Genomic DNA, 20,863 nt, shown 5'->3' with positions numbered 1-20,863 from the left:
CAATGTCGAACCAGCGCCCAATTGCAGGGCTGGCAGGGACTCCAGAAACATGACCACTCCCTCCATTGCCTGGGCCGACCCGGCACGTGCCATGGCTTTCGAAGCCTGGCTGACCGCCGCTGCCCGCCAGCACAACCTGCGGGTCGACACCATCAGGCCGGCATCAGCTGACGCAAGTTTTCGGCGCTACTTCCGGGTGGACGCCGCAACAGGCGATGGCAGTTACATCGTCATGGACGCACCACCTGCACAGGAAGATTGCAAACCTTTCGTCAAGGTCGCCGGCCTGATGAACGGCGCCGGCTTGATTGCCCCGCGCGTACTGGCCTGGGATGAACCAATGGGCTTCATGCTGCTAAGCGACCTGGGTGCGCAGACCATGATGGAAGCAATTAGACCGCCCGCCGAGGTTGACGCTATCGCCAGCCCCACTCCGGCGCACTACGACCTGTATGTGGATGCGGTGGAGGCCCTGGTGCGCTGGCAACTCGCCTCCACGCCCGGCGTGCTTCCGCCCTATGACGACGCACTTCTGTCTCGCGAGCTATCGCTCTTTCCAGACTGGTATGTCGCCAAACATCGCAGCCTGGCGCTGGACTCTGGCCTTCAGGACAAGCTGAACGCCATCTTCGAACAGATCAAGGCCAGCAATCTGAATTCGCTGGATGGCGCACGGGTGTTTGTGCACCGCGACTTCATGCCTCGCAACCTGATGATCACCCGGCCCAGCAACGCAGGGGGCATGCAATTTTCCGACGGGCCGCCCCTAGGGAACGAGCCCCGCAGCGTATCGAAACGGGGCAGCGCAGTACGCGAAGCGACAAGCGTGGGGGCTCCACCTTTGGGCGTGCTGGACTTTCAGGACGCGGTCTACGGCCCCATCACCTACGACATCGCCAGCCTGATGCGCGACGCCTTCCTGAGCTGGGAAGAAGATTTCGTACTGGACATCACCGTGCGCTATTGGCAAAAAGCCCGCAAGGCGGGCCTGCCGGTCGGCGACGATTTTGGCGAGTTTTACCGGGCCGTGGAATGGATGGGCCTGCAGCGCCACCTCAAGATTCTGGGCATCTTTGCGCGCCTCACGCTGCGCGACGGCAAGCCCAAATACCTGGCCGACACACCCCGCTTCATCAAATACGCCCGCAACACCGCCGCGCGCTACCGGCAACTGGGGCCGCTGATGGTGCTGCTCGACGAGATTGAGGGTAACGAAACCCGTGTGGGCTACACCTTTTGATGCACAATCGGGCTGTAGCGCTTGCTGGTTCTGCGCCAGCAGCTATTATTTTTATAGCGTTCACGGCAAAGTCCTAACAATGCATCTTCCTGCACCAGCACCATGACCGCCCGGTTTTTCGCTGACATCGCACTGGCGCCCGGCAGCGTCGTCAGCCTGCCGCCGTCCACTGCGCGCCACGTCCAGGTCTTGCGGATGCAGCCCGGCGACGCCCTGACAATATTCAACGGCCAAGGCAACGGCCAGCCCGGCAGCGAAGGGGAATTTGCAGCCACCGTCGAGCGCATGGGCCGCAGCGATGTGGAGGTCCTTATCGGCGGCTACACCGCCACGGCACGCGAAGCCAGCCGCTCCATTCACCTGGCCGTCGGCATGCCCGCCAATGACCGCATGGACTGGCTGATTGAAAAAGCCGCCGAATTGGGCGTGGCCAGCATCCAGCCCTTGATGAGCGAGCGCAGCGTGCTGCGCATCAAGGGTGAGCGAGCCGACAAAAAAATCGCGCACTGGCGGGGCGTCGCCGTCGCGGCCTGTGAGCAATGCGGCCGCAGCCGCATACCACCCGTTCACGACGTCGCTAACCTGTCTGACTGGCTCAAAGGCGCGGGGCAGGGCGCAGCTGGCGGCACCCGGCTGCTACTCTCATTACAAGACGGCAGCCGGCCGCTGGCCGAAGCGGTGGCCGCAGCTGATGCCGGCGCACTGACCTTCCTGAGCGGTCCCGAGGGCGGCCTCAGCGCGGCTGAAGAGGCTGCGGCCATGGCTTGCGGCTTTGCGGCCGTCACCCTCGGCCCGCGCGTGCTTCGGGCCGAAACCGCACCGCTCGCCTGCCTGTCGTTTCTCGCACTGACAAGCGGCACGCCATGAACCGCAATCTCTGGCTGCTGGCCGTCTGCCAGGGCCTCTTTCTCACCAACAACGTCACCTTCATCGCCATCAACGGCCTGGTCGGCCTGAACCTGGCGCCGCTGGGCTGGATGGCGACACTACCCGTCATGGGCTACGTGGTGGGTGGCGCGCTGTCCACGTCCGTGGTGGCGCGCACGCAAATGCGCTTCGGGCGCAAGATTTCCTTCCAGCTGGGCCTGCTGGTGGCCGCCGCCTCGGCCCTGCTGTGCTGCTATGCGGCTTACAGCAAAAATTTCTGGCTTCTGGTGGCCGCCACCGTGGTGGCGGGCTACTACAGCGCCAATGCGCAGCTCTACCGCTTTGCCGCGGCCGAGCTCGCCCAGCCTGCTTTTCGCGAAAAAGCCATTTCCCTGGTCATGGCAGGCGGCCTGCTGGGCGCCGTCGCCGGGCCCAACCTGGCGGCCTCTACGCGGGGGCTGACCGACGTGCCCTTTGCAGGCGCCTACCTGGCGCTGGCCGGCGTGGCGCTGCTGTCGATGGCGCTGCTGGCATTCATCCGGTTTCCGCCGCCGCCCGAGGCGCATGCCAGCCGCGGTGGCCGGCCGCTTCGCGAAATCATGCGGCAGCCGATCTTCATCGTGGCCGCCGCAGCCGGTGCCCTGGGCTTTGGCGTGATGAACCTGCTGATGGCGGCCACGCCAATTGCGATGCAGGTTTGCGGCCTGCCGTTTTCCAGCGTCGCGCTGGTGCTGGAGTGGCACGTGATCGGCATGTTCGCACCCGGTTTTTTCACCGGTCACCTGATCCGGCGCTTCGGCACTTTGCCCATCATGGCGGTGGGTCTGGCGCTCAATGGGGTGTGCGTGCTGATCGCGCTCTCGGGCGTGGAGCTCAAGGAATTTCTGGCGGCGCTCTTTTTACTGGGCCTGGGCTGGAATTTTCTTTTCACCGGCAGCACCACCCTGGCGCTTGAGACCTATCGGCCGGAAGAAAAAGACAAGGCGCAGGGCGCGCTCAATTTCTGTATTTTTGCCGTGCTGGCGGTTTCCTCGCTGGCCTCCGGCGTGCTGGTGACCACCCAAGGCTGGGCGCTGTTGAACCTGGGGTCGCTGCTGCCGCTGGGGCTCACCGCCGCCGCGCTGGCCTGGCTTGCAGTCGGCCAACGCAAGGGACAGAAGGCCTGAGAACCTGGTTACGCCTCGCACCGTGTCCGACATTGCGGCCAGGCTGGGCATGGAACCCGGCGATGCCGCCAGTTATTGCTATTGTTTTTATAGCTGTTTGCGCCCGTTCTTATTGGGCTGAAGCCGAATTTCTCTTGAGATTTTCTTAACCGCTAGAAGCGGGCGTCCAGCCAGGCCTTGAGCGTGTCAAACACCGGCTCCGACTCGACTTCATTGAATATCTCGTGATAGAGGCCCTCAAAGCACCGCGACGTCACCATGCCGGCGGTCACGGCCGGTGAGTTGGCCGCGTTTTCCGCGAAAGCGCGGCTGCCGGCCGGATTGACAAGCCGGTCCGCACCCGCATACATCAGCAGCGTAGGCGTGCGCCATTGGGCGGCGGCCGCCACCGTCGCGGGACCCGCTGTTGCGATGAATTTGCCCAGGCGTGGCGAGATTCTGTCGTGCACCAGCCGGTCGGTGAAGTATTTTTTGACCACCTCTTCATCGTGCGAGATGTAGCGCGCGTCCAGGCCGTTGCCTACACACAGGTCGGGTGCCAGCCTCGGCATAAAGGCCAGCAGCAGCTTTTGCAAGGCGTTGAGCCCCGGATCCAGCGCGGGAGAAGACATCACGAGGCCATCCACGGGGCGAATGCCCAGCGCGACAAACCGGCTCACCACCAGACCGCCCATGCTGTGGCCAAGCAGAACCAGGGGAAGATGCGCAGGCGGCTGCGGGCTTCGTCCGTCCGCGTTGACCTCCTCCAGAAGGCGCACGCAACGCAGGCGCGTGTCGTCGACTATTTCGGCCAGGTCGTCCAGCAGTGCAGTCTCATTGGGCAGCACACCACGGAACCCGCCCGATTCGCCATGGCCGCGCTGGTCGTAGGCACGCACGGCAAAACCCCAGTCGAGCAATTGGCTGGCGACATGGTCGTAGCGGCTGGCGTGCTCGCCCAAGCCATGGACCAGCAGCACCATGGCGCGCGGCGGCAACGCATGTTGACCCATTTCGATGGCCAAAGCATCCAGTGGCCACTCATAGAGAGCCAGGTTCTCGCCGTCGCGGGCGGTGAAAGGCGCTAGGACGGTGGAATGCATGCGGCAGCAAAAGCCTGGCTTGAAACAAGCGCTGCCGGCAAACCGCGGCGCAAAGAAGGGTAGCTCACCCGCATCAACCGGGAACGCGGGCCATCACATGCGCGACCGCGGCGGTCAGCTTCTTGGCGTAAGGCACGTTCAGGAACTCGTTGGGGCCGTGCGCATTGCTCTTGGGGCCGAGCACACCGCAAACCATCATCTGCGCCTTGGGGAAGCCCTTGCTCAGCATGTTCATCAGCGGAATGGTTCCGCCCTGGCCTATGGTGCCGCAGGGCGCGCCGAAGAAGCTTTGCGACGCATCGTTGAGCGCGTTCTCAAACCAGGGTACGGTGCTGGGCGCGTTCCAGCCGGTGGCGCCGCCGTTGCTTTCAAACGTGACTTTGGCCTGGTAAGGCGCATTGTCTTCCAGCAGTGTCTTGAGTTCCTGCACCGCCGCGCCAGCGTCGATCAGCGGCGGAAAACGCAGCGAGAGCTTGAAGGCGGTGTAGGGGCGCAGCACATTGCCCGCATCCTTGAGGGCTGGAAAACCTTCGGCACCCGTCACGCTCAGCGTCGGGCGCCAGGTGCGGTTGAGCAGGGCTTCCACCGGGTCAGTCGTGGTGGGCAAGGCAAATGCGCTGGAGCCTTCGCAGTCGTAGTGCGCCCACGGAAAACGCTTGTAGATTTCCTCGCCGAGGATTTTGGCCGTGGCCTGCGCCTGCGCCAGCCGGTCAGCCGGAACCTCACAGTGAAAGCTTTGCGGTAGCAGGCGACCGGTCTTGCTGTCTTCCAGGCGGTCCAGCACCTGGCGCATGATGCGAAAGCTCGACGGCACCAGGCCGCTGGCGTCGCCGGAGTGCACGCCTTCGGTGAGGATTTCCACCTTGAGCACGCCCGCCGCGTTGCCGCGCAGGCTGGTGGTCAGCCACAGCTGGTCGTAGTTGCCCGCGCCGGAATCCAGGCACACCACCAGCGCGACGTCGCCCAGGCGCTCACGCAACGCATTGACGTAAGGCAGCAAATCATAGGAGCCGCTTTCCTCGCAGGTTTCGATCAGGCCAACGATGCGCGGGTGCGGCACGTTCTGCGCTTTGAGCGCCTGCACCGCGGCAATGCTGGCGTAGACCGCATACCCATCGTCGGCGGCGCCACGGCCATAAAGCTTTCCGTCTTCGTACTTGGCCATCCAGGGGCTCAAATCATTGCGCCAACCGGTGAATTCGGGCTGCTTGTCGAGGTGGCCGTACATCAACACGGTTTGCGTCGAATCGGCGCGCGTGGCCGGGATCTCAAAGAACAGCACCGGGGTGCGGCCTTCGAGGCGCACGATCTCCAGCTTGAGGCCTTCGACCTTCTGCGCCTCGACCCAGGCCGCCGCATTGCGCATGACGGTGTCGATGAAGCCGTGCTGCGCCCAGTCGCTGTCAAACGTGGGGGACTTGGCTGGGATGGAGATGTAGTCGGTGATCTGTTTGACGATGTCGCCGTCCCATTGGGCCGTGACCTGGGACAGGGCCTGGGCGGCGTTAAGGATGCTGGCGGGGATTTCGCGGTGCAGTGGGGCGTTCATTGGAAAGGCTCCGGGAACAAGGATATCGGCTTTTAGGGCAGCATTTTGCTACGGCACCTGCTACTGTACGCTTCCGACACAGACCGCGCCACCGGCCACGGGAAGACCCGCAATTGGAGAATTCAACCTACAGCGCATCGCGGGCGGCGTGGACAAAGATAACTCCTCCAATTGGACGAGAAAGCAGACAAGTACGCCACGGAGCCGCCATGACACCAGCAAGCCGCGCACACACGCCATCTTCCGCCGCCACGCCAGCCACGGTAGCCGATTCCCGCATCCGCGCTGGCGTGGGCGGCTGGACCTTTGAGCCCTGGCGCGACAACTTTTTCCCAGCCGGCCTGGCGCACAGCCGCGAACTCGAATACGCAAGCCGCCGGCTGAGCGCCATCGAGGTCAACGGCACCTACTACGGCACGCTGAAGCCGGCCAGCTTCAGGAAGTGGCACGACGAGACGCCGGACAACTTCATGTTTTCCCTCAAGGCCTCGCGCTACGCGACCAACCGCCGCGTGCTGGCCGAGGCGGGCGAGTCCATCCAGCGCTTCACTGAAAGCGGCATCAGCGAACTGGGCGACAAGCTGGGCCCCATCGTCTGGCAATTCATGCCCGGCAAGGTGTTTGAGGCAGGGGATTTCGAGGCGTTTCTGTCGCTGCTGCCCAAACAGGTGGACGGCCGGGCGCTGCGCCATGTCGTCGACGTTCGCCACGAGAGCTTTATGTCGCCCGATTACCTGGCGTTGGCGCGCCGTTACAAGGTCGCCACTGTATTTACCGACGCTGACAAATTTCCGTCTTTCGCCGACCTCACGGGTGACTTCGCCTATGCCCGCCTCATGATGAGCGAATCAGGCCTGGAGACCGGCTACGAGGAAAGCGCGCTGAACGCCTGGGCTGAGCGCGCGCGGCAATGGGCTGACGGCTCCGCGCCGGCCGACCTGCCGACGCTGGAAGAAGCCCCGGCACAGGGCAAGCCGCGCGACGTGTTTGTGTATTTCATCAACGGCGCCAAGGAAAGGGCGCCGGCGGCAGCGATGGCGTTTTTAAACCGCCTGGGCTTCACACCCTCTGCTTAACCGTAGACCGCCATGGCTTCGCCGAGCCGTATTTCGCGGCCGGGCGCCCACTCGGCATTGAACTGCAGCGGCCCTTTGGGAAACAGCATGACGACGGTGGAGCCCAGCAGGAAGCGGCCCATTTCCTCGCCCTGCTTGAGGCGGATGGCGGAGGTTGGCTCGTCGGGGTAATCCCATTGCCGCACCACCTTGCCGCGCGGCGGGTTCACCACGCCGTGCCACACCGTGGCCATGCTGCCAACGATGGTCGCGCCGACCAGCACCAGCACAAAGGGCCCGCGCGCCGATTCGAAAACGCAGACCACGCGCTCATTGCGCGCGAACAGCCCCGGCACGCCGCGTGCGGTAACGGGATTGACGGAAAACAGGTCGCCCGGCACATAAATCATGCGCGTCAGCCGACCGCCTGCAGGCATGTGGATGCGGTGGTAGTCCCGGGGGCTCAGATAGAGCGTAGCGAAATGGCCGTCCTGGTAATGCGCCGCCAGCGCCGCATCCCCGCCCACCAACGCAGTAGTCGAATAACTGTGACCCTTGGCCTGAAAGATCTGGTCCTTCTCGATCGCACCGAACTGGCTGATCGCACCGTCCACCGGCGAAATCAGCTCGGCATCAGCCAGCGGTCGCGCGCCGGGCTTGAGCGCACGCGTGAAGAAGTCGTTGAAGGTGAGATAGCTCGCAATGTCGGAGTTGAGCGCCTCGTCCATGTTGACCTGGTACTTGGCGACAAAGCGGCGGATGATTTCGGTGGTGACCCAGCCACGCTCGCGCGAAGCTACAAAACCGGCAAAGTTGGTCAGCGCCTGCTTGGGAAACAGGTATTGGGGGAGGACGGCGAGTCGGTCGGACACTAGGCGGCTTGAATGGAGGGAGGAAGGGCCATTCTATCGACGCCGAAACGTCTTTCCCGCCGGATATCGGCGCACTACTGTGCGGGATAACCCGCCTCGGCCAGCGCAGCCGCCACGGCTTGCCTGTCTTGCGAGGATTGCACCACAACCTTTTTGCCGGGCAAGTCCACACTGACCTGCGCCGCTGCATCCAGCGATTTGATGGCCTGGGTGACGGCGCCAACGCAGTGGCCGCAGCTCATGGCGGGGATATTGAATTCCATAAAGACTCCTTGGAAGCTGTCTGAGAGATTGGTACAGGGATTACCCAGAAGTCTGAACCTTCCCATGGGGGCAGGGTCAAGCGTAGCCCGGCAAGTCCTGCCTCGATTCAGGGCTATTACACCAAGGCGCTTGACCCTCCCATGGTGGTAAGGTTGAGACTACAGGCATGAACACCCCATCCACGTTAAAAACATCTCCCGTCATGCCGGCGCTGACCGAGTGGCAGTTTCCCGTCCAGGGCATGAGTTGCGCGTCCTGCGTGGCGCGTGTGGAACGTTCGCTGGCCAACGTCCCGGGCGTTGAGGACGTGAGCGTCAATTTCGCGACCGAACAGGCCAGCGTCAAGGTGCGCGCCGGTGTCGGCATGGACGCCCTGAAGACCGCCGTCGCCAAAGCCGGCTACAGCGTGGCCGAACAATCCTTGCGGCTCAAAATAGACGGCATGACCTGCGCCTCCTGCGTGTCGCGCGTCGAGAAAGCGCTCAAGCAAATGCCAGGGGTGCTGTCGGCCAGCGTCAACCTGGCGACCGAGACCGCCGAAGTCCGCGTCGCGGGCAACGCCGCGATGTTGCCGGCGCTGGTGGCGGCAGTGGCCAAAGCCGGTTATCAGGCGAGCGAAATCCCCGCTTCGGGCACCCCCGTGGACAAAACTGGCGCGCCCTGGTGGCCTATCGCGCTGGCAGCCGTCCTGTCTGCGCCGCTGGCGCTGCCCATGGTGGGGGCGCTGTTCGGCAAGGACTGGATGCTGGGCGGCTGGTGGCAATGGCTGCTGGCCACGCCGGTGCAGTTCTGGCTGGGCGCACGTTTTTACCGCGCCGGCTGGAGCGCCTTGCGCGCCCGCACCGGCAATATGGATTTGCTGGTCGCGTTGGGCACCTCAGCTGCCTACGGCCTGAGCGTCTATCAATTGCTGCGGCATGGCGGCCATGGCATGGCGCACCTGTATTTTGAAGCCTCGGCAGTCGTCATCACACTGGTGTTGTTGGGCAAATGGATGGAAGCGCGCGCCAAACACCAGACGACCGCCGCCATCCGCGCGTTGCAGGCGCTGCGCCCCGACACCGCGCGCCGTCGGCGCGATGGAAAGGACGAAGACGTAGCCTTGCAAGACATACAGCTCGGCGACCTGGTGGTGGTGCGCCCTGGCGAACGCATCTCGGTTGATGGCGAGATCGTCGAGGGTTCCACGCAGGTGGACGAGTCGCTGATCACCGGCGAGAGCCTGCCAGTTGCCAAGTACGCAGGCGACCACGTGACTGGCGGCGCAGTCAATGCCGAAGGCCTGATCGTGGTGCGCACCACGGCCGTAGGCGCGGAGTCCACGCTGGCCCGCATCGTGCGTATGGTCGAATCGGCCCAAGCCAAAAAAGCACCCATACAACGGTTGGTGGACCAGGTCAGCGCCGTGTTTGTGCCTGTGGTAATTGCCATTGCCCTGGTGACGCTGCTGGGCTGGGGCCTGGCCACGCAGGACTGGGAGGCGGCCATCCTCAATGCGGTCGCTGTGCTGGTAATCGCCTGTCCCTGTGCACTCGGTCTGGCCACGCCTACCGCCATCATGGTGGGCACGGGCGCCGCCGCACGCCAGGGTATCCTGATCAAGGACGCGGAGGCGCTGGAAGTGGCGCACGGCGTCAAGGTAGTGGCTTTTGACAAGACCGGCACGCTGACCGAGGGCAAACCCGAACTGGTGGCGCTGGAGCCCAGCGCAATCGCTGCCAACGAGTTGCTGGCCTGGTCGACCGCCATCCAGTCGGGCAGCGAACACCCGCTCGCCCGCGCGGTCACACGGCGCGCGGCGGAGCAGCAGCTTGAGATTCCCGCAGCGACGGAGTTGCGCGCCGTCGCCGGCCGCGGCATGGCCGCCGTGGTGGCAGGCCGCGAACTGCGGCTCGGAAGCCCGCGCTTTATGCAGGAGCTGGGCCTGGACCTGAACACCTTCGCCACGCTGAATGCACGCGCCAAAGAACTCGAAGCCCAGGGCCGCACGGTGTCGTGGCTGGCCGAAGTCACCGGAACACCGCAGCTTCTCGGGCTGATGGCGTTTGGCGACATGCTCAAAAGCAGCGCGGCGCCGGCGATTTCCCGCCTCCACGCACTGGGCATTCAAACCGCTTTGGTGACCGGCGACAACCGCGGCAGCGCCGAAGCCGTGGCGCAGCAACTCGGAATAGACCTTGTGCACAGCCAGGTGTTGCCGCAAGACAAAGCCGCCATCATCGGCCAACTCAAGGCCGCTGCGCAAGCGCAAAGCGGGCGTGTGGCCATGGTGGGCGACGGCATCAACGATGCACCCGCCCTCGCCGCGGCCGATGTGGGCATCGCGATGTCCACCGGCACCGACGTGGCCATGCACGCCGCCGGCATCACGCTGATGCGCGGCAACCCGGCGCTGGTGGCGGACGCCATCGATATTTCGCGCCGCACCTACGCCAAGATCCGCCAGAACCTGTTCTGGGCTTTTGTTTACAACGTGGTCGGTATTCCGCTGGCTGCGCTGGGGCTGCTCAGCCCCGTCATCGCCGGCGCCGCCATGGCGCTGAGCAGCGCCAGTGTGGTGATGAACGCCCTGCTGTTGCGCCGCTGGAAAGGGAGCACCCATGACTGACACATTTGATATTGGTCCGCTCAACATCGGCCAGGCCGCTGCGCACACGGGCGTGTCCGCCAAGATGATTCGCCACTACGAGTCGCTGGGCCTGCTGCCCACCGTGCACCGCACCGATGCGGGTTACCGCCAGTACGGCGAAAAAGAAGTGCACACGCTGCGCTTCATACGCCGCGCCCGCGCGCTGGGGTTCAGCATGATCGAGATCGCCGAGTTGCTCAAGTTATGGCAGAACAAGCGCCGCGCGAGTGCCGACGTCAAGCGCATCGCGCTGGCCCATGTGGCCGACCTGGAGCGCCGTATTGCCGAGATGGAAGCGATGAAGCAGACCCTGGGCCACCTGGCGCACTGCTGCCAGGGCAACAGCCGGCCTGATTGCCCCATCCTCTCCGAGCTGGCTGCTTGACCAAGGTCGAATGAAATGTCCGATTCCGGCGAGCGTTAGCGAGCCGCCGGATTTATCCTGAATGCGTTGATGGATGCCCCATCGCCTCAAAGGATTTCCGCATGCCGCCCGTTTCCGATGCCCCCAGCCTGTTGCCCGAATCCGCCGGCACGGATGCCGGAACAGGCGGCTGGGCGCACATTACAGCCACACTCAACCGCTACGGCAGCGCCGTGCTGCCGCAGCTGCTGGGCGCGCAGGAATGTGAGGCCGTCACCGCGCTCTATGCCGATGCGGGCCGCTTTCGCAGCCGGGTGGTGATGCAGCGCCACGGCTTCGGCCAGGGCGAATACCAGTACTTCCGCTACCCGCTGCCGGACATCGTGGCGCGGCTGCGCACCACGCTTTACCCGCGGTTGGTCGGCGTGGCCAATGCCTGGAACCAGGCCATGGGGATTGACGTGCGCTATCCGCCGGTCCATGCCGATTTCCTCGCACGCTGTCACGCGGCAGGCCAGCAGCGGCCTACACCGCTGCTCTTGCAATATGGTCCTGGAGACTACAACTGCCTGCACCAGGACCTGTATGGCGAGCACGTGTTCCCGATCCAGGTCGCCGTGCTGCTGTCGCGCCCGGGCGAAGATTTCACGGGCGGCGAGTTTGTGCTGACGGAGCAGCGCCCGCGCATGCAGTCGCGGCCCGAGGTGGTGCCGCTGCGGCAGGGCGACGCCGTGGTGTTTGCCGTGCATCACCGGCCGGTGCAGGGCAGCCGCGGCTTTTACCGGGTCAACATGCGGCACGGCGTGAGCACGGTGCGTAGCGGCCGCCGGCACACGCTGGGCATTATTTTTCATGATGCTGAGTAAAGGAGATGGTGTGACCCTGGGGCTTTTCGATGAGGTGCCGGCGCCATACACCGCGCCCGAGGTGATGGCACCAGGCGCCATGCTGCTGCGCGGCTTTGCCTGCGAGGTGGACGAAGTGTTGCTGCAAGCTGTGCAAGACGTCACCGCGGCCGCGCCGCTGCGCCACCTGGTCACGCCGGGCGGCTACACCATGTCGGTCGCGATGAGCAATTGCGGCGCGCTGGGCTGGGTGTCCGATCACAGCGGTTACCGCTATGACGCGAACGACCCGCTTTCAGGCCGACGCTGGCCGGCCATGCCAGCCTGCTTTGCCGAACTGGCACTGCACGCCGCAGCGGAAGCGGGTTTCGGCAATTTTCGGCCGGACGCCTGCCTGATCAACCGCTATGAGCCCGGAGCGCGCCTCTCGCTACACCAGGACAAGGATGAAGGCAGCATGGAGGCGCCGATTGTGTCGGTGTCGATGGGCTTGCCGGCGGTGTTTTTGTTCGGCGGCCTGAATCGCAGCGACCGCCCCGCGCGATACCGCCTGGTGCATGGCGACGTGGCGGTGTGGGGCGGCCCGTCGCGGCTGGCTTATCACGGCGTAGCACCGCTGGCCGAGGGCGAACACGCGCGCCTGGGCAGGCAGCGCATCAATTTGACGTTTCGTTGCGCGCGCTGAATGCTGCGAACGCGCTCAGGCGCATTCGCGAAGTCTTTTCAGCCAGCCCAGCCCGGCCTGCGTAGCGCCGGCTTCTGCGCCGCGCAGCGGCTTGTATTCACACCCTACCCAACCGCTGTAGCCGAGCTCATCGAGCAGCGCGAACAGATAGGGGTAGTTGATCTCACCGACATCTGGCTCATTGCGGCCGGGTGCGCCCGCGATCTGCAGATGGCCGACGTGGCCCGTGGGCAGGTATTTGCGCAGTTTCATGGCCAGGTCGCCTTCAACGATCTGGCAGTGGTAAAGATCCATCTGCACCTTGACGTTGGGCGCACCCACTTCGCGGATGATTTCATGTGCGTGGTCTTGCCGGTTCAAAAAGAAGCGCGGAATGTCGCGGGTGTTGATAGGCTCGATCAACAGGTCCACACCCACCTTGGCCGCCAGTGGGGCCGCCTCGCGCAGGTTGTTCACATAGGTCGGTTGCACCGCCTCGCGCTCCACCCCGGCGGGCAGTACGCCCGCCATTACGTGGATGCGCGGGCAGCCCAGCGATTGCGCATACTCCAGCGCAATCGCGATACCGGCACGGAACTCCGCTTCATGGCCCGGCAGGCAGGCCGTGCCTTTTTGCGAGCTTGCCCAAGCCTTCTCGATGCTGGCCACATCGACGCCACCGGGCGGTGCGTTGAACAGCACCAGCTGCTGGCCGTGTTGCTGCAGGATGGCTTTGAGCGCCGCGGGTTCCCATGCATAGGGCGAGAGGATTTCCACGGCCGTGAAACCGTCACGAGCGGCTGCGGCAAAGCGTTCGGCCATGGGAAGCTCGGTGTACATCCAGCTAAGGTTGGCGGCGAATTGGGGCATGGGTTTCAGGGGGTGGGTGTGTCGGGGCCTGGCGCAGACTGGCATTCCCAGAATATCCGCGCGGTGCAGTGGCGGCAAATTTCAGGGTCCAGCTTATTGAAGATGGTGGAGATCGCGGTGAACTTGTCGGGGAACTGGTGCTCTGGCCCCAGCACGCTGGTAAAGCCCGTTTTGCGCCACATGCGGATGACTTCAGGCCGCGGCCGGTGGAAGTACAGGTCACCGCCCATGGCGCGGCGCGCGGCGAGCTCGGCCTCCCACAGCTCGGCGCCGGCCAGATCAATGAAGTTCATGCTCTTGCCCATGACAAGCAGGTGTTTTTGCGGCTGAGGCTGGGTGCGCAGCGAATGCAGGATGTCGGCGACGTGCTGTGTCGCGCCAAAGTAGACCTCGCCTTCCATTCGCAGCAATTTGAGCTGCGGGCATTCAGGCAAGGCCTGGGGCGTCGCTTCCGACGACGCTTCGGCCTTCTGTGCGGAAACGACGTCAACCCCCGCATCAACGCTGTTGTCGATCACCACAAACTGCCGGTCCAGCCCGCGGCTGTCAAAACCCATGGTGCGCATCGCAGGCTTTGACGTGCGGTAGAGGAAGGACATCAGCGACAAAATCATGCCCAGCAAGATCGCGATCTCCAGCCGTATGGTGACGGTCGCCACCATGGTGGCCATCGCCACGCCAAAGTCGCTGCGGCTCAAGGTGAACAGCTGGCGCCAGCGTGCGAAGTCCAGCAGCGCGAACGCCACCAGCACCAGCAGCGCCGCCAGCGCGGCCATGGGGATTTGCGCGAGTAGCGGCGCGCTCACCGCCACCAGCGCCAGCAGCAACAAAGCCGAAAATACCGAGGCCAGCGGGGTGCGCGCACCGGCCTCCAGGTTGGGCATGGAGCGGTTCATCGAGCCGCAGGAAACGTAGCTTGAGAAAAACCCGCCGACGATGTTGGACAGGCCCTGGCCGCGGAACTCGCGGTTGGCGTCTATGCGTTGGCCCGAGCGCAGCGCCACCGTCTTGGCGATCGAGATCGCCTGGCCCAGCGCGACGATGGTCAGCGCAAACGCCAGGCCGATAAGGTCGGCGGCCTGCGCCCAGCTGATGCGCGGCACTTCGAACCTCGGCCAGGGTACGGGGATCTGGCCCACAGTACGCAACGAGGCGGAGGGTGCGGCACCGGGATAAAGAAGGCCGCTCCACACCCAGGCCAGCGCAGTGGCCACCGCCAATCCGATCAACATGTACGGCCAGTTGCGGCGCAGGTGGCGCAGCAGCAGCGCGACACCCAGGGTGATGGCCGCAACACCCAGCGCCATGGGCTGGGCGGAAGTGATCTGCGTGAGAACATGTCCAAGAACCGCGGCCGCGCTGTGCTCAGGCGCAGCCGCCAGGCCCAGCAGGTCGGGCAACGCATGCACAGCGATCAGCAGCGCAGCGCCCGAAGTAAAACCAAACAGCACCGCCGGTGAAATGAAGTTGGCCAGCACACCCAGGCGCAACGCGCCAATCAGCCACTGCATGACTCCCACCATCACGGTGACGGCCAGCGCCAGCTGAATGTAGAGCGGGCTAAAGGCCATGGCCAGCGGCGAGAGCATGGCGAACAGAGCCAGCGAGTTGGCGTTTGTAGGGCCCGACATGACATGCCGGCTGGAACCGAACAGCGCGGCGATGATGCAGGGAATCACGGCGGTGTAAAGGCCGTAGGCCGGCGGCAGGCCGGCCAGCGTTGCGAAGGCAATGCCTTGCGGCAGCACCAGCACTGCGCCCAAGAGACCCGCCATCGCATCGGCCCGCACAGTAGCAGGCGACACCTCGCGCACCCAGTCGCCAAAAAGGCGTTCCAGGAGGAGGGTCGATGACCGGGATTCGCTGGGGGCTGAGGGTTCCATCACGAGGGCCTGAGCATACCGCGCCCAGCCCCCGGTCATCCAGAGCGGCGATCAGGTCAGGTCGGACAAACGCAACAGCAAACCGGCAAGCGCCGACAAGCGATCAAATCTGCTCTAGACGACGTTGCACAGCCAAAACCAGTGGCTGGATTGCGGAGTCCGGGAATGGCGCTACGCTGCTGACGTTAATCTCGCAAAGCACATAGTACTCAGAGGCATCGACGAGAGGCTCGCCGAACATGAAATCGCAGTCCCACAAGAAGGGAAGCCGCTCGCGCGCGAGGCCGACGCGTGCACGAAGCAACTCGACCCACTCGGTCTCCAGTCGTTCCTTCAGGTACCGGAATTGCGGCAGGTCCGCGGCGTAGTACAGCCTCGGGCCGGATTGCGGCGCTGGCTGGCCAGGCGCGGCGGGGTAGAGCGCATTCACCGACTGGTGTCCGAACCCCTCGACCCGGTCCTCCACCAAATAGGCCCGAACCATGCCTTCCACCAACCGTGGTTGCCATGCCTGGTCGATCATGTGCCCGCCATTCGCCGGCTCGAAGTACGGAGCCAGTCTTGCCAGCAGCGCCGGGAGCTCCATCAGCTCCTCGTCGCTGCCGCGCTGGGCGTGGCGCACACGCAGGCACGCGGGTGTGCCAATGGGACTCACCAGTTCCACACGCCAGACACCGATACCACTATGCCCCCGGTATTGCTTGAGCACCCGCGGGCCCTTGCGGAGCCGTTCCGGCAATTCTTCCTCAAGCTGTTTGAGGCTTTCGACTCGGCAAACGTCGCTGCCGAACGGGAGATCGCGCGTGTGAAGCAAGACGTCTTTGGTTCCCAGCTTCAGGATGGTCTCGGGGTGCGCGCTGACCACAACCCCCGAGTCGGCAACCCGCCGCAGCATGGCGTCCAGGACGTCCCGTCTTCGTCCGCCCTCGATGGGGTTGCACCATGTCAGCACAAGGCGGCAGTCGCGCACCTGCGCCTCCACTTCCTCGGCGAAGGCATCGTTGTACACGGCCGGGACGGCGCTTACTCCGGCGCTCGCAAACGCCTCGAACAAAGCGGCAAAGCGGCTTTCAGCTGGATCCGCGCGGTCCCGCATGGCGCGATCGCCAGGATAGAGCAATGCGACGGAAGGTCTGGGCATGATCAGCTCCTTGAAGGCTTACGCGTGCAGCAGGCGCCGCGCATTTCCGTTGGCGATCAGCTCCCGGCCGGCTTCGCCTAGGCCACACTGGTCGAACAGGCTGGTGAGCCGGGCCGGCAGATCCGTTTCAGTCACGACCGGCCAATCCGTGCCGGTGACGACATGGTCCTCCCCGACAAGGTCGATGGCCGCACGCAGCATGACCGGATGCGTGCCTGTCGTGTCGATGTAAACATTGCGCCGCGGCGACGCGTGTTTGCCGATCCGCGCGCCATCCGCCAGGCATTCCCCGAGCATCAAACCCCCAAGCGCAAGCGCAGTGACGACGACGTTCAGATGGGGCATCTCTTCGAACATGCCGGCGTGCACCATGGCAAGCAAGGCGGCGCTGTTGATCGCGCCGCGCGAAAGACGTTCGCTGAACTTTCCTGTGTGCCCAAACTTCTGGCGCAGAGCCGCATCCGGCACCGGGTGCAGGAACACGGGAACGTCCAGCTCCGATGCCGCAAGAAAGGTCGCCCTGGCTTCCGGTGCATCGGGCAGCAGATCCCCTTTCGCGCTCTCGATGAACACGCCTTTCAGGCCCAGCTCCTTGACTGCTCGCGTCAATTCGCGGCCTGACTCCTCGCCACGGTAGGCGTCCACGGTGGCAAGTCCGTGCAACACACCGCTGTGGCGGTGCACCACCTCTGCCATCGAATCGTTTATTTTGCGGATGGTGTCAATGTCCGCCTCCTCGCCTGGGGCCAAGACGAACTCGAGGGACGTGTTGATGACTCGACTCGTCACGCCTGCCGTCTGCAGCGACGCAAGCAATGCCGCCTCTTGCGTCAGCCGCCTGCTTACGCCGTCCCAGAATTCCTTCTGGGCTGGTGGACTGCCTCTGGACGCATCGACCGGAATGCCCGCTCCGGCGAAGTGGCAGTGAAAGTCGATCACGTCCATGGATCACGCCTCAGGTTTGCTTTGCCGCGAGCGGCCGGCCCGCGGCTTTCCAGCCGTCAATACCGCCGCTCAGGAACCTGGCATCGACCCCTGCTGCACGCAGGCGCATGGTCGTGGATCGTCCGACCTCGTGCCCGTAAACGCAATAGACCATCACGGGCTTGTCCTTGGGCAGCTGCGCCGACCAGGCGTTCACCTGGGCCGGGTCTCGCCACTGCGCACCGGGAATGAGCGAGTCCGCCTGGTCGAAGACCCCTGCCCGCCGCACATCCAGAACATGGGCACCGGCGAGGTCGTCGGCAGTGGCTGCGAACGGCTCGCTTGAAGCCTCCACCGCGGCCTGGTAGCGCTCGTACACGCGCGTCCAGTTGATGTTCTCCATGAAGGCATCGACATACTGGCCGGCGGCCGCGCCGAAATCCAGGTGGTAGGCGTGCTCGTACATGTCGAGCGCCAGGATGGGGATGCCACCCGCCACCGCGTGCGTGTGGTCCGCGGCCCACTGGTTCACAAGGGTTCCCTCGCGCGGCTGGAATACCAGCAGCACCCAGCCGGATCCGCCGGCCAGGGCCTTGCCCATCGCGACGAACTCCTCGCGCCATCGTTCAACGCTGCCGAAGTTCGATTGCAGCGCGAGCACCGCCGCCGGTGTCAGCGGCTCGCCGGTGGCACCCAGGCAGTCGAAGTACAGCTCGTGCAACAGCATCGAGTTGGTCGCGATGAGTTCTTCCCGCTTGAGACCATTGAGGTCGAAGCCGGGTGTAGTCGCGAAAGGCATCTCCCGCAACCGGCCGCGGATGGCATTCAGCCGCTTGACGGCGCCGCTGTAGTTGTTCTGGTGGTGGCTGCGCAGCAATTTCTCCGAAAGGCCATTCATGCCGGCAGGGTCGAAGGAGAGGTCGTGAATTCGAGCGTCCATGGGTGCACCTTTAAATAATGTTGCTGAGCCGCAGCGCCAGCCCGACGACGCCGGAGACCAACACGACGGGAATGACACTAACTTTGAAGCGAAACAGCGCCACGGCGGCCGCTACTCCGATGACGAATGAAGCCCACTCGAAGCGGCCCGAGAGGCCTTGCGGCCAGAGCACGTGGTAGGCAAAGAACACAGCGAGATTCAAGATCACGCCCACCACCGCGGCTGTGATGCCGGTCAGTGGAGCCGTGAACTTCAGGTTGCCGTGCGTGGACTCGATGAAAGGCCCGCCGAGCAGGATGAAGAAGAACGACGGCAGAAAAGTGAAGAAGGTGACCACCGTCGCCGCGGCAGCACCGGCCAGGAACAGGGACTCGGGGCCGAATATGGCCTTGGTCCAGCCACCGACGAAGCCGACAAACGCGACGACCATGATCAACGGGCCGGGCGTGGTCTCGCCGAGCGCCAGGCCGTCAATCATCTGGGGGCCGGTGAGCCATTGGTAGTTGTCCACTGCGCCCTGGTAGACGTAGGGCAGCACCGCATAGGCACCGCCAAACGTCAGCAGCGCAGCCTTGGTGAAGAACCATGCCATCTGTGTGAGCACCGCGTCCCACCCGTATGCAGCCGTGAGAGCGCCGATGGCGGCTATCCACAGGCCCAGGCAGACGACCAGCACTTGCCTGGCGCGCTTCCAGGTGAAGAACGCGTGGGCGGGTGTGGGCGTGTGGTCATCGATGAGGGCCGGACCGAACTGCTTGGTGGACGCGCCGTGGCCGCCGGTCTTGAACTTGTCGGGTGCGTACTTCCCGCCGAGGTAGCCGATGGCGCCCGCCGCGAGCACGATCAACGGGAACGGTATGTTGAATGCAAAGATGGAGATAAACGCCGCCGCCGCGATGCCCCACAACCAGCCGTTTTTGAGGGCGCGGGAGCCAACCCGGTAGGCGGCATGCACGACCAGTGCGGTGACGGCTGGCTTGATGCCGTAGAACAGGCCCGCGATGGCCGGGACGTGGCCGAAAGCCATGTAGACCCACGACAGTGCAATCAGCAGAAACAGCGACGGCAGGACGAACAGCCCGCCGGCGACAATGCCGCCCCACGTGCGGTGCATCAACCACCCGATGTAGGTCGCGAGTTGCTGCGCCTCCGGGCCGGGCAGCAGCATGCAGTAGTTCAAGGCGTGCAGGAAGCGGTTCTCGGAAATCCAGCGCCGGCGCTCTACGAGCTCCTCGTGCATGATGGCTATTTGCCCTGCGGGCCCGCCGAAGCTGATGAAGCCAAGCTTCAACCAGAAGGAGAACGCTTCCCCGCGAGTGATGGGTTGGGGCCCTGTCTGGTCGACGGTATCAGTGGTCATTTGGCGGCCTTCAGAGCGGCGTGCAGGGTGTCAAAAAATGCGAGCGCCGCCTCAAGCAGCTGGTCGTCGTCCGCGTGCTGCGCTTGCAAACCGCGAACGATCATTTCGATGCCCGGCGCTTCGTCGAGCGGAATGCCCCCGACGTCGATGTAATGCACAAGCTGACCGAGCCGCGCCAGGGCGGGCTTCTCGTCAAGGCCGAAGCTCCTGGCGACGACCTCAAAGGTCACCAGTTCACCCACGTGCGTGAAGGCCGCTCCGTCGAAGTCGTAGCCGAGAGCCTGTTTAGGGCACTTCTTCGGCTCCGCCAGCCAGATGAAGTTCGGGGACTTGTCGATAAAGCGGCGCACCAGCCAGGCTGTGGCCAGGCGGTCTACCCAGGGGCGCTTGCGGGTGGCCCAGGTGCGGCCCTGGTAGTCCTTGATGGAAAGCGCGGGGACAACGGCCCTCGTAGGCGACGGCTCGTCCGGCGAGAGGTGAAGTTCCATCTCACGCCGCAGAGCCGAGACGGCCTCAACACACCCTGCGCTCTCCTTGCCCGGGAAGAAATCGCTTGCCTGGACCTGCTGCAATTGCTGCTCAAGGCTGCGCAGTGTCTTGTGGAGTTCCGCTTCGCTGGCCGCCACTATGCTCTTGCGGGCATCCTTCACGGCCTGCACGAGCTCTGCATAGTGCTCGGAGCGGTCGAACAGGGCGCGGAACGCCTGTTCCTGGGCGTCATCGCGCGCGCGCAATTCGAGCAAGTAGGCGTCAGCTCCAGCGTCGGCAATCGTCTTGGCGAGCTCCCGCAGAGCAAGGGCGGAGGGCGCGGTGGCCGGAAGGACATAGACCCCCTCCCGAAGCGTTCCCGCACCTGTAGCCTTGAGTGCACGCCACACCCGGACCCGCAGGCCACTTGGGGTGGTCGGCAGTGTTGCGGTAAGGATCAGCCAGTCAGTCATGAAGCAATCATCTCATGACGTGATGAACGTTACAAGAGGGCTCGGCAGATTTGTGCTGAAAACGTACTGTTGACAGCTTTCGAACGCGTCGCAACATGCTCCAGCACGACTTGGAGGCGCGGGGGCGCCAGGTCGGAATTCCGGCCGACCCATTCGGAATTGCGGGTTATGTCTGCTTTTTGGCCGAAGCCGCGTTAGCGATCAGAC

19 protein-coding genes are annotated in these 20,863 nt (G+C 64.3%); 8 read left to right on the top strand and 11 right to left on the bottom strand.

The window, feature by feature from the left end; translation table 11 throughout:
* Nucleotides 1-49 precede the first annotated feature (49 nt).
* From AC1DWQ_RS15610 to AC1DWQ_RS15600, 3 genes are all read left to right on the top strand, one after another.
* Complete coding sequence (locus AC1DWQ_RS15610; protein WP_477670462.1) at nucleotides 50-1,240, top strand: aminoglycoside phosphotransferase family protein; 1,191 nt, start codon at nucleotides 50-52, stop codon at nucleotides 1,238-1,240.
* Between the two features lie 102 nt (nucleotides 1,241-1,342).
* A complete protein-coding gene (locus AC1DWQ_RS15605) occupies nucleotides 1,343-2,107 on the top strand; it encodes a 16S rRNA (uracil(1498)-N(3))-methyltransferase (RefSeq protein ID WP_477670461.1) in 765 nt (254 codons plus the stop codon).
* Nucleotides 2,104-3,273: an MFS transporter gene (locus tag AC1DWQ_RS15600; RefSeq protein WP_477670460.1), complete on the top strand. Its 1,170-nt coding sequence runs from the start codon at nucleotides 2,104-2,106 to the stop codon at nucleotides 3,271-3,273. Before AC1DWQ_RS15605 ends, AC1DWQ_RS15600 begins: the two co-directional genes overlap by 4 nt.
* 152 nt (nucleotides 3,274-3,425) lie before the next feature.
* Here the strand turns inward: AC1DWQ_RS15600 and AC1DWQ_RS15595 are convergent, their stop codons facing one another.
* Both AC1DWQ_RS15595 and AC1DWQ_RS15590 read right to left on the bottom strand, forming a co-directional pair.
* Complete coding sequence (locus AC1DWQ_RS15595) at nucleotides 3,426-4,355, bottom strand: lysophospholipase (RefSeq protein WP_477670459.1); 930 nt, start codon at nucleotides 4,353-4,355, stop codon at nucleotides 3,426-3,428.
* Between the two features lie 73 nt (nucleotides 4,356-4,428).
* Nucleotides 4,429-5,904: a M20 family metallopeptidase gene (locus tag AC1DWQ_RS15590; protein ID WP_457281927.1), complete on the bottom strand. Its 1,476-nt coding sequence runs from the start codon at nucleotides 5,902-5,904 to the stop codon at nucleotides 4,429-4,431.
* Between the two features lie 209 nt (nucleotides 5,905-6,113).
* On the opposite strand from AC1DWQ_RS15590, the gene AC1DWQ_RS15585 reads away from it, so the two are divergent.
* Nucleotides 6,114-6,980, top strand: a complete 867-nt coding sequence (locus AC1DWQ_RS15585; RefSeq protein WP_477670458.1) for a DUF72 domain-containing protein — start codon at nucleotides 6,114-6,116, stop codon at nucleotides 6,978-6,980.
* Here AC1DWQ_RS15585 and asd read toward each other — a convergent pair.
* Together asd and AC1DWQ_RS15575 are read right to left on the bottom strand one after the other, a co-directional pair.
* Nucleotides 6,977-7,831: an archaetidylserine decarboxylase gene (gene asd / locus AC1DWQ_RS15580; RefSeq protein ID WP_477670457.1), complete on the bottom strand. Its 855-nt coding sequence runs from the start codon at nucleotides 7,829-7,831 to the stop codon at nucleotides 6,977-6,979. The two genes, AC1DWQ_RS15585 and asd, sit on opposite strands and share 4 nt — an antisense overlap.
* A 74-nt stretch (nucleotides 7,832-7,905) precedes the next feature.
* The gene (locus tag AC1DWQ_RS15575) at nucleotides 7,906-8,094 is read right to left on the bottom strand and encodes a heavy-metal-associated domain-containing protein (protein WP_477670456.1); all 189 of its coding nucleotides are present in this window, start codon (nucleotides 8,092-8,094) and stop codon (nucleotides 7,906-7,908) included.
* 167 nt (nucleotides 8,095-8,261) lie between these two features.
* On the opposite strand from AC1DWQ_RS15575, the gene AC1DWQ_RS15570 reads away from it, so the two are divergent.
* The 4 genes from AC1DWQ_RS15570 to alkB all read left to right on the top strand — a co-directional run bounded on the left by AC1DWQ_RS15570 (nucleotide 8,262) and on the right by alkB (nucleotide 12,618).
* Nucleotides 8,262-10,703, top strand: a complete 2,442-nt coding sequence (locus AC1DWQ_RS15570; RefSeq protein ID WP_477670455.1) for a heavy metal translocating P-type ATPase — start codon at nucleotides 8,262-8,264, stop codon at nucleotides 10,701-10,703.
* The gene (cueR, locus tag AC1DWQ_RS15565; RefSeq protein WP_477670454.1) at nucleotides 10,696-11,109 is read left to right on the top strand and encodes a Cu(I)-responsive transcriptional regulator; all 414 of its coding nucleotides are present in this window, start codon (nucleotides 10,696-10,698) and stop codon (nucleotides 11,107-11,109) included. The genes AC1DWQ_RS15570 and cueR overlap by 8 nt, the downstream gene beginning before the upstream one ends.
* A gap of 101 nt (nucleotides 11,110-11,210) precedes the next feature.
* The gene (locus AC1DWQ_RS15560; RefSeq protein ID WP_477670453.1) at nucleotides 11,211-11,954 is read left to right on the top strand and encodes a 2OG-Fe(II) oxygenase; all 744 of its coding nucleotides are present in this window, start codon (nucleotides 11,211-11,213) and stop codon (nucleotides 11,952-11,954) included.
* A gap of 10 nt (nucleotides 11,955-11,964) precedes the next feature.
* Nucleotides 11,965-12,618, top strand: coding sequence for a DNA oxidative demethylase AlkB (alkB, locus tag AC1DWQ_RS15555; protein WP_477670452.1), 654 nt, complete (start codon nucleotides 11,965-11,967; stop codon nucleotides 12,616-12,618).
* A 15-nt stretch (nucleotides 12,619-12,633) separates the two neighbouring features.
* Here the strand turns inward: alkB and otnI are convergent, their stop codons facing one another.
* The 7 genes from otnI to AC1DWQ_RS15520 form a co-directional block, all read right to left on the bottom strand.
* Nucleotides 12,634-13,467 carry a 2-oxo-tetronate isomerase gene (gene otnI, locus AC1DWQ_RS15550; protein ID WP_477670451.1) on the bottom strand — a complete coding sequence of 278 codons (834 nt, stop codon included), beginning with the start codon at nucleotides 13,465-13,467 and terminating at the stop codon, nucleotides 12,634-12,636.
* 5 nt (nucleotides 13,468-13,472) lie between these two features.
* Nucleotides 13,473-15,350 carry a SulP family inorganic anion transporter gene (locus AC1DWQ_RS15545; protein WP_477670450.1) on the bottom strand — a complete coding sequence of 626 codons (1,878 nt, stop codon included), beginning with the start codon at nucleotides 15,348-15,350 and terminating at the stop codon, nucleotides 13,473-13,475.
* A 103-nt stretch (nucleotides 15,351-15,453) separates the two neighbouring features.
* Nucleotides 15,454-16,491 (bottom strand): Cj0069 family protein, encoded by a 1,038-nt coding sequence (locus AC1DWQ_RS15540; protein ID WP_477670449.1) that lies wholly within the window; start codon nucleotides 16,489-16,491, stop codon nucleotides 15,454-15,456.
* Nucleotides 16,492-16,509: 18 nt separating this feature from the next.
* The gene (locus AC1DWQ_RS15535; protein ID WP_477670448.1) at nucleotides 16,510-17,436 is read right to left on the bottom strand and encodes an amidohydrolase family protein; all 927 of its coding nucleotides are present in this window, start codon (nucleotides 17,434-17,436) and stop codon (nucleotides 16,510-16,512) included.
* 10 nt (nucleotides 17,437-17,446) lie between these two features.
* Nucleotides 17,447-18,355: a Fe-Mn family superoxide dismutase gene (locus AC1DWQ_RS15530; protein ID WP_477670447.1), complete on the bottom strand. Its 909-nt coding sequence runs from the start codon at nucleotides 18,353-18,355 to the stop codon at nucleotides 17,447-17,449.
* A 10-nt stretch (nucleotides 18,356-18,365) separates the two neighbouring features.
* Nucleotides 18,366-19,715, bottom strand: a complete 1,350-nt coding sequence (chrA, locus tag AC1DWQ_RS15525; RefSeq protein WP_477670446.1) for a chromate efflux transporter — start codon at nucleotides 19,713-19,715, stop codon at nucleotides 18,366-18,368.
* Nucleotides 19,712-20,656, bottom strand: a complete 945-nt coding sequence (locus tag AC1DWQ_RS15520; RefSeq protein WP_477670445.1) for a chromate resistance protein ChrB domain-containing protein — start codon at nucleotides 20,654-20,656, stop codon at nucleotides 19,712-19,714. Before AC1DWQ_RS15520 ends, chrA begins: the two co-directional genes overlap by 4 nt.
* Nucleotides 20,657-20,863: the final 207 nt, after the last annotated feature.

The sequence above is a fragment of the Polaromonas sp. P2_G11 genome, from assembly GCF_056403595.1.
Note: the sequence above shows the minus strand (reverse complement) of the source record. Positions and strands in the feature narration are given on the sequence as shown.

What these genes read in the sequence shown, in the direction of transcription:
- AC1DWQ_RS15530 (WP_477670447.1), bottom strand. Translation starts at nt 18,355, where the DNA reads ATGGACGCTCGAATTCACGACCTCTCCTTCGACCCTGCCGGCATGAAT.
- AC1DWQ_RS15585 (WP_477670458.1), top strand. Translation starts at nt 6,114, where the DNA reads ATGACACCAGCAAGCCGCGCACACACGCCATCTTCCGCCGCCACGCCA.
- otnI (WP_477670451.1), bottom strand. Translation starts at nt 13,467, where the DNA reads ATGCCCCAATTCGCCGCCAACCTTAGCTGGATGTACACCGAGCTTCCC.
- AC1DWQ_RS15520 (WP_477670445.1), bottom strand. Translation starts at nt 20,656, where the DNA reads ATGACTGACTGGCTGATCCTTACCGCAACACTGCCGACCACCCCAAGT.
- AC1DWQ_RS15600 (WP_477670460.1), top strand. Translation starts at nt 2,104, where the DNA reads ATGAACCGCAATCTCTGGCTGCTGGCCGTCTGCCAGGGCCTCTTTCTC.
- AC1DWQ_RS15595 (WP_477670459.1), bottom strand. Translation starts at nt 4,355, where the DNA reads ATGCATTCCACCGTCCTAGCGCCTTTCACCGCCCGCGACGGCGAGAAC.
- AC1DWQ_RS15540 (WP_477670449.1), bottom strand. Translation starts at nt 16,491, where the DNA reads ATGCCCAGACCTTCCGTCGCATTGCTCTATCCTGGCGATCGCGCCATG.
- AC1DWQ_RS15610 (WP_477670462.1), top strand. Translation starts at nt 50, where the DNA reads ATGACCACTCCCTCCATTGCCTGGGCCGACCCGGCACGTGCCATGGCT.
- AC1DWQ_RS15535 (WP_477670448.1), bottom strand. Translation starts at nt 17,436, where the DNA reads ATGGACGTGATCGACTTTCACTGCCACTTCGCCGGAGCGGGCATTCCG.
- AC1DWQ_RS15605 (WP_477670461.1), top strand. Translation starts at nt 1,343, where the DNA reads ATGACCGCCCGGTTTTTCGCTGACATCGCACTGGCGCCCGGCAGCGTC.
- AC1DWQ_RS15590 (WP_457281927.1), bottom strand. Translation starts at nt 5,904, where the DNA reads ATGAACGCCCCACTGCACCGCGAAATCCCCGCCAGCATCCTTAACGCC.
- AC1DWQ_RS15545 (WP_477670450.1), bottom strand. Translation starts at nt 15,350, where the DNA reads ATGGAACCCTCAGCCCCCAGCGAATCCCGGTCATCGACCCTCCTCCTG.
- chrA (WP_477670446.1), bottom strand. Translation starts at nt 19,715, where the DNA reads ATGACCACTGATACCGTCGACCAGACAGGGCCCCAACCCATCACTCGC.
- AC1DWQ_RS15575 (WP_477670456.1), bottom strand. Translation starts at nt 8,094, where the DNA reads ATGGAATTCAATATCCCCGCCATGAGCTGCGGCCACTGCGTTGGCGCC.
- AC1DWQ_RS15560 (WP_477670453.1), top strand. Translation starts at nt 11,211, where the DNA reads ATGCCGCCCGTTTCCGATGCCCCCAGCCTGTTGCCCGAATCCGCCGGC.
- AC1DWQ_RS15570 (WP_477670455.1), top strand. Translation starts at nt 8,262, where the DNA reads ATGAACACCCCATCCACGTTAAAAACATCTCCCGTCATGCCGGCGCTG.
- cueR (WP_477670454.1), top strand. Translation starts at nt 10,696, where the DNA reads ATGACTGACACATTTGATATTGGTCCGCTCAACATCGGCCAGGCCGCT.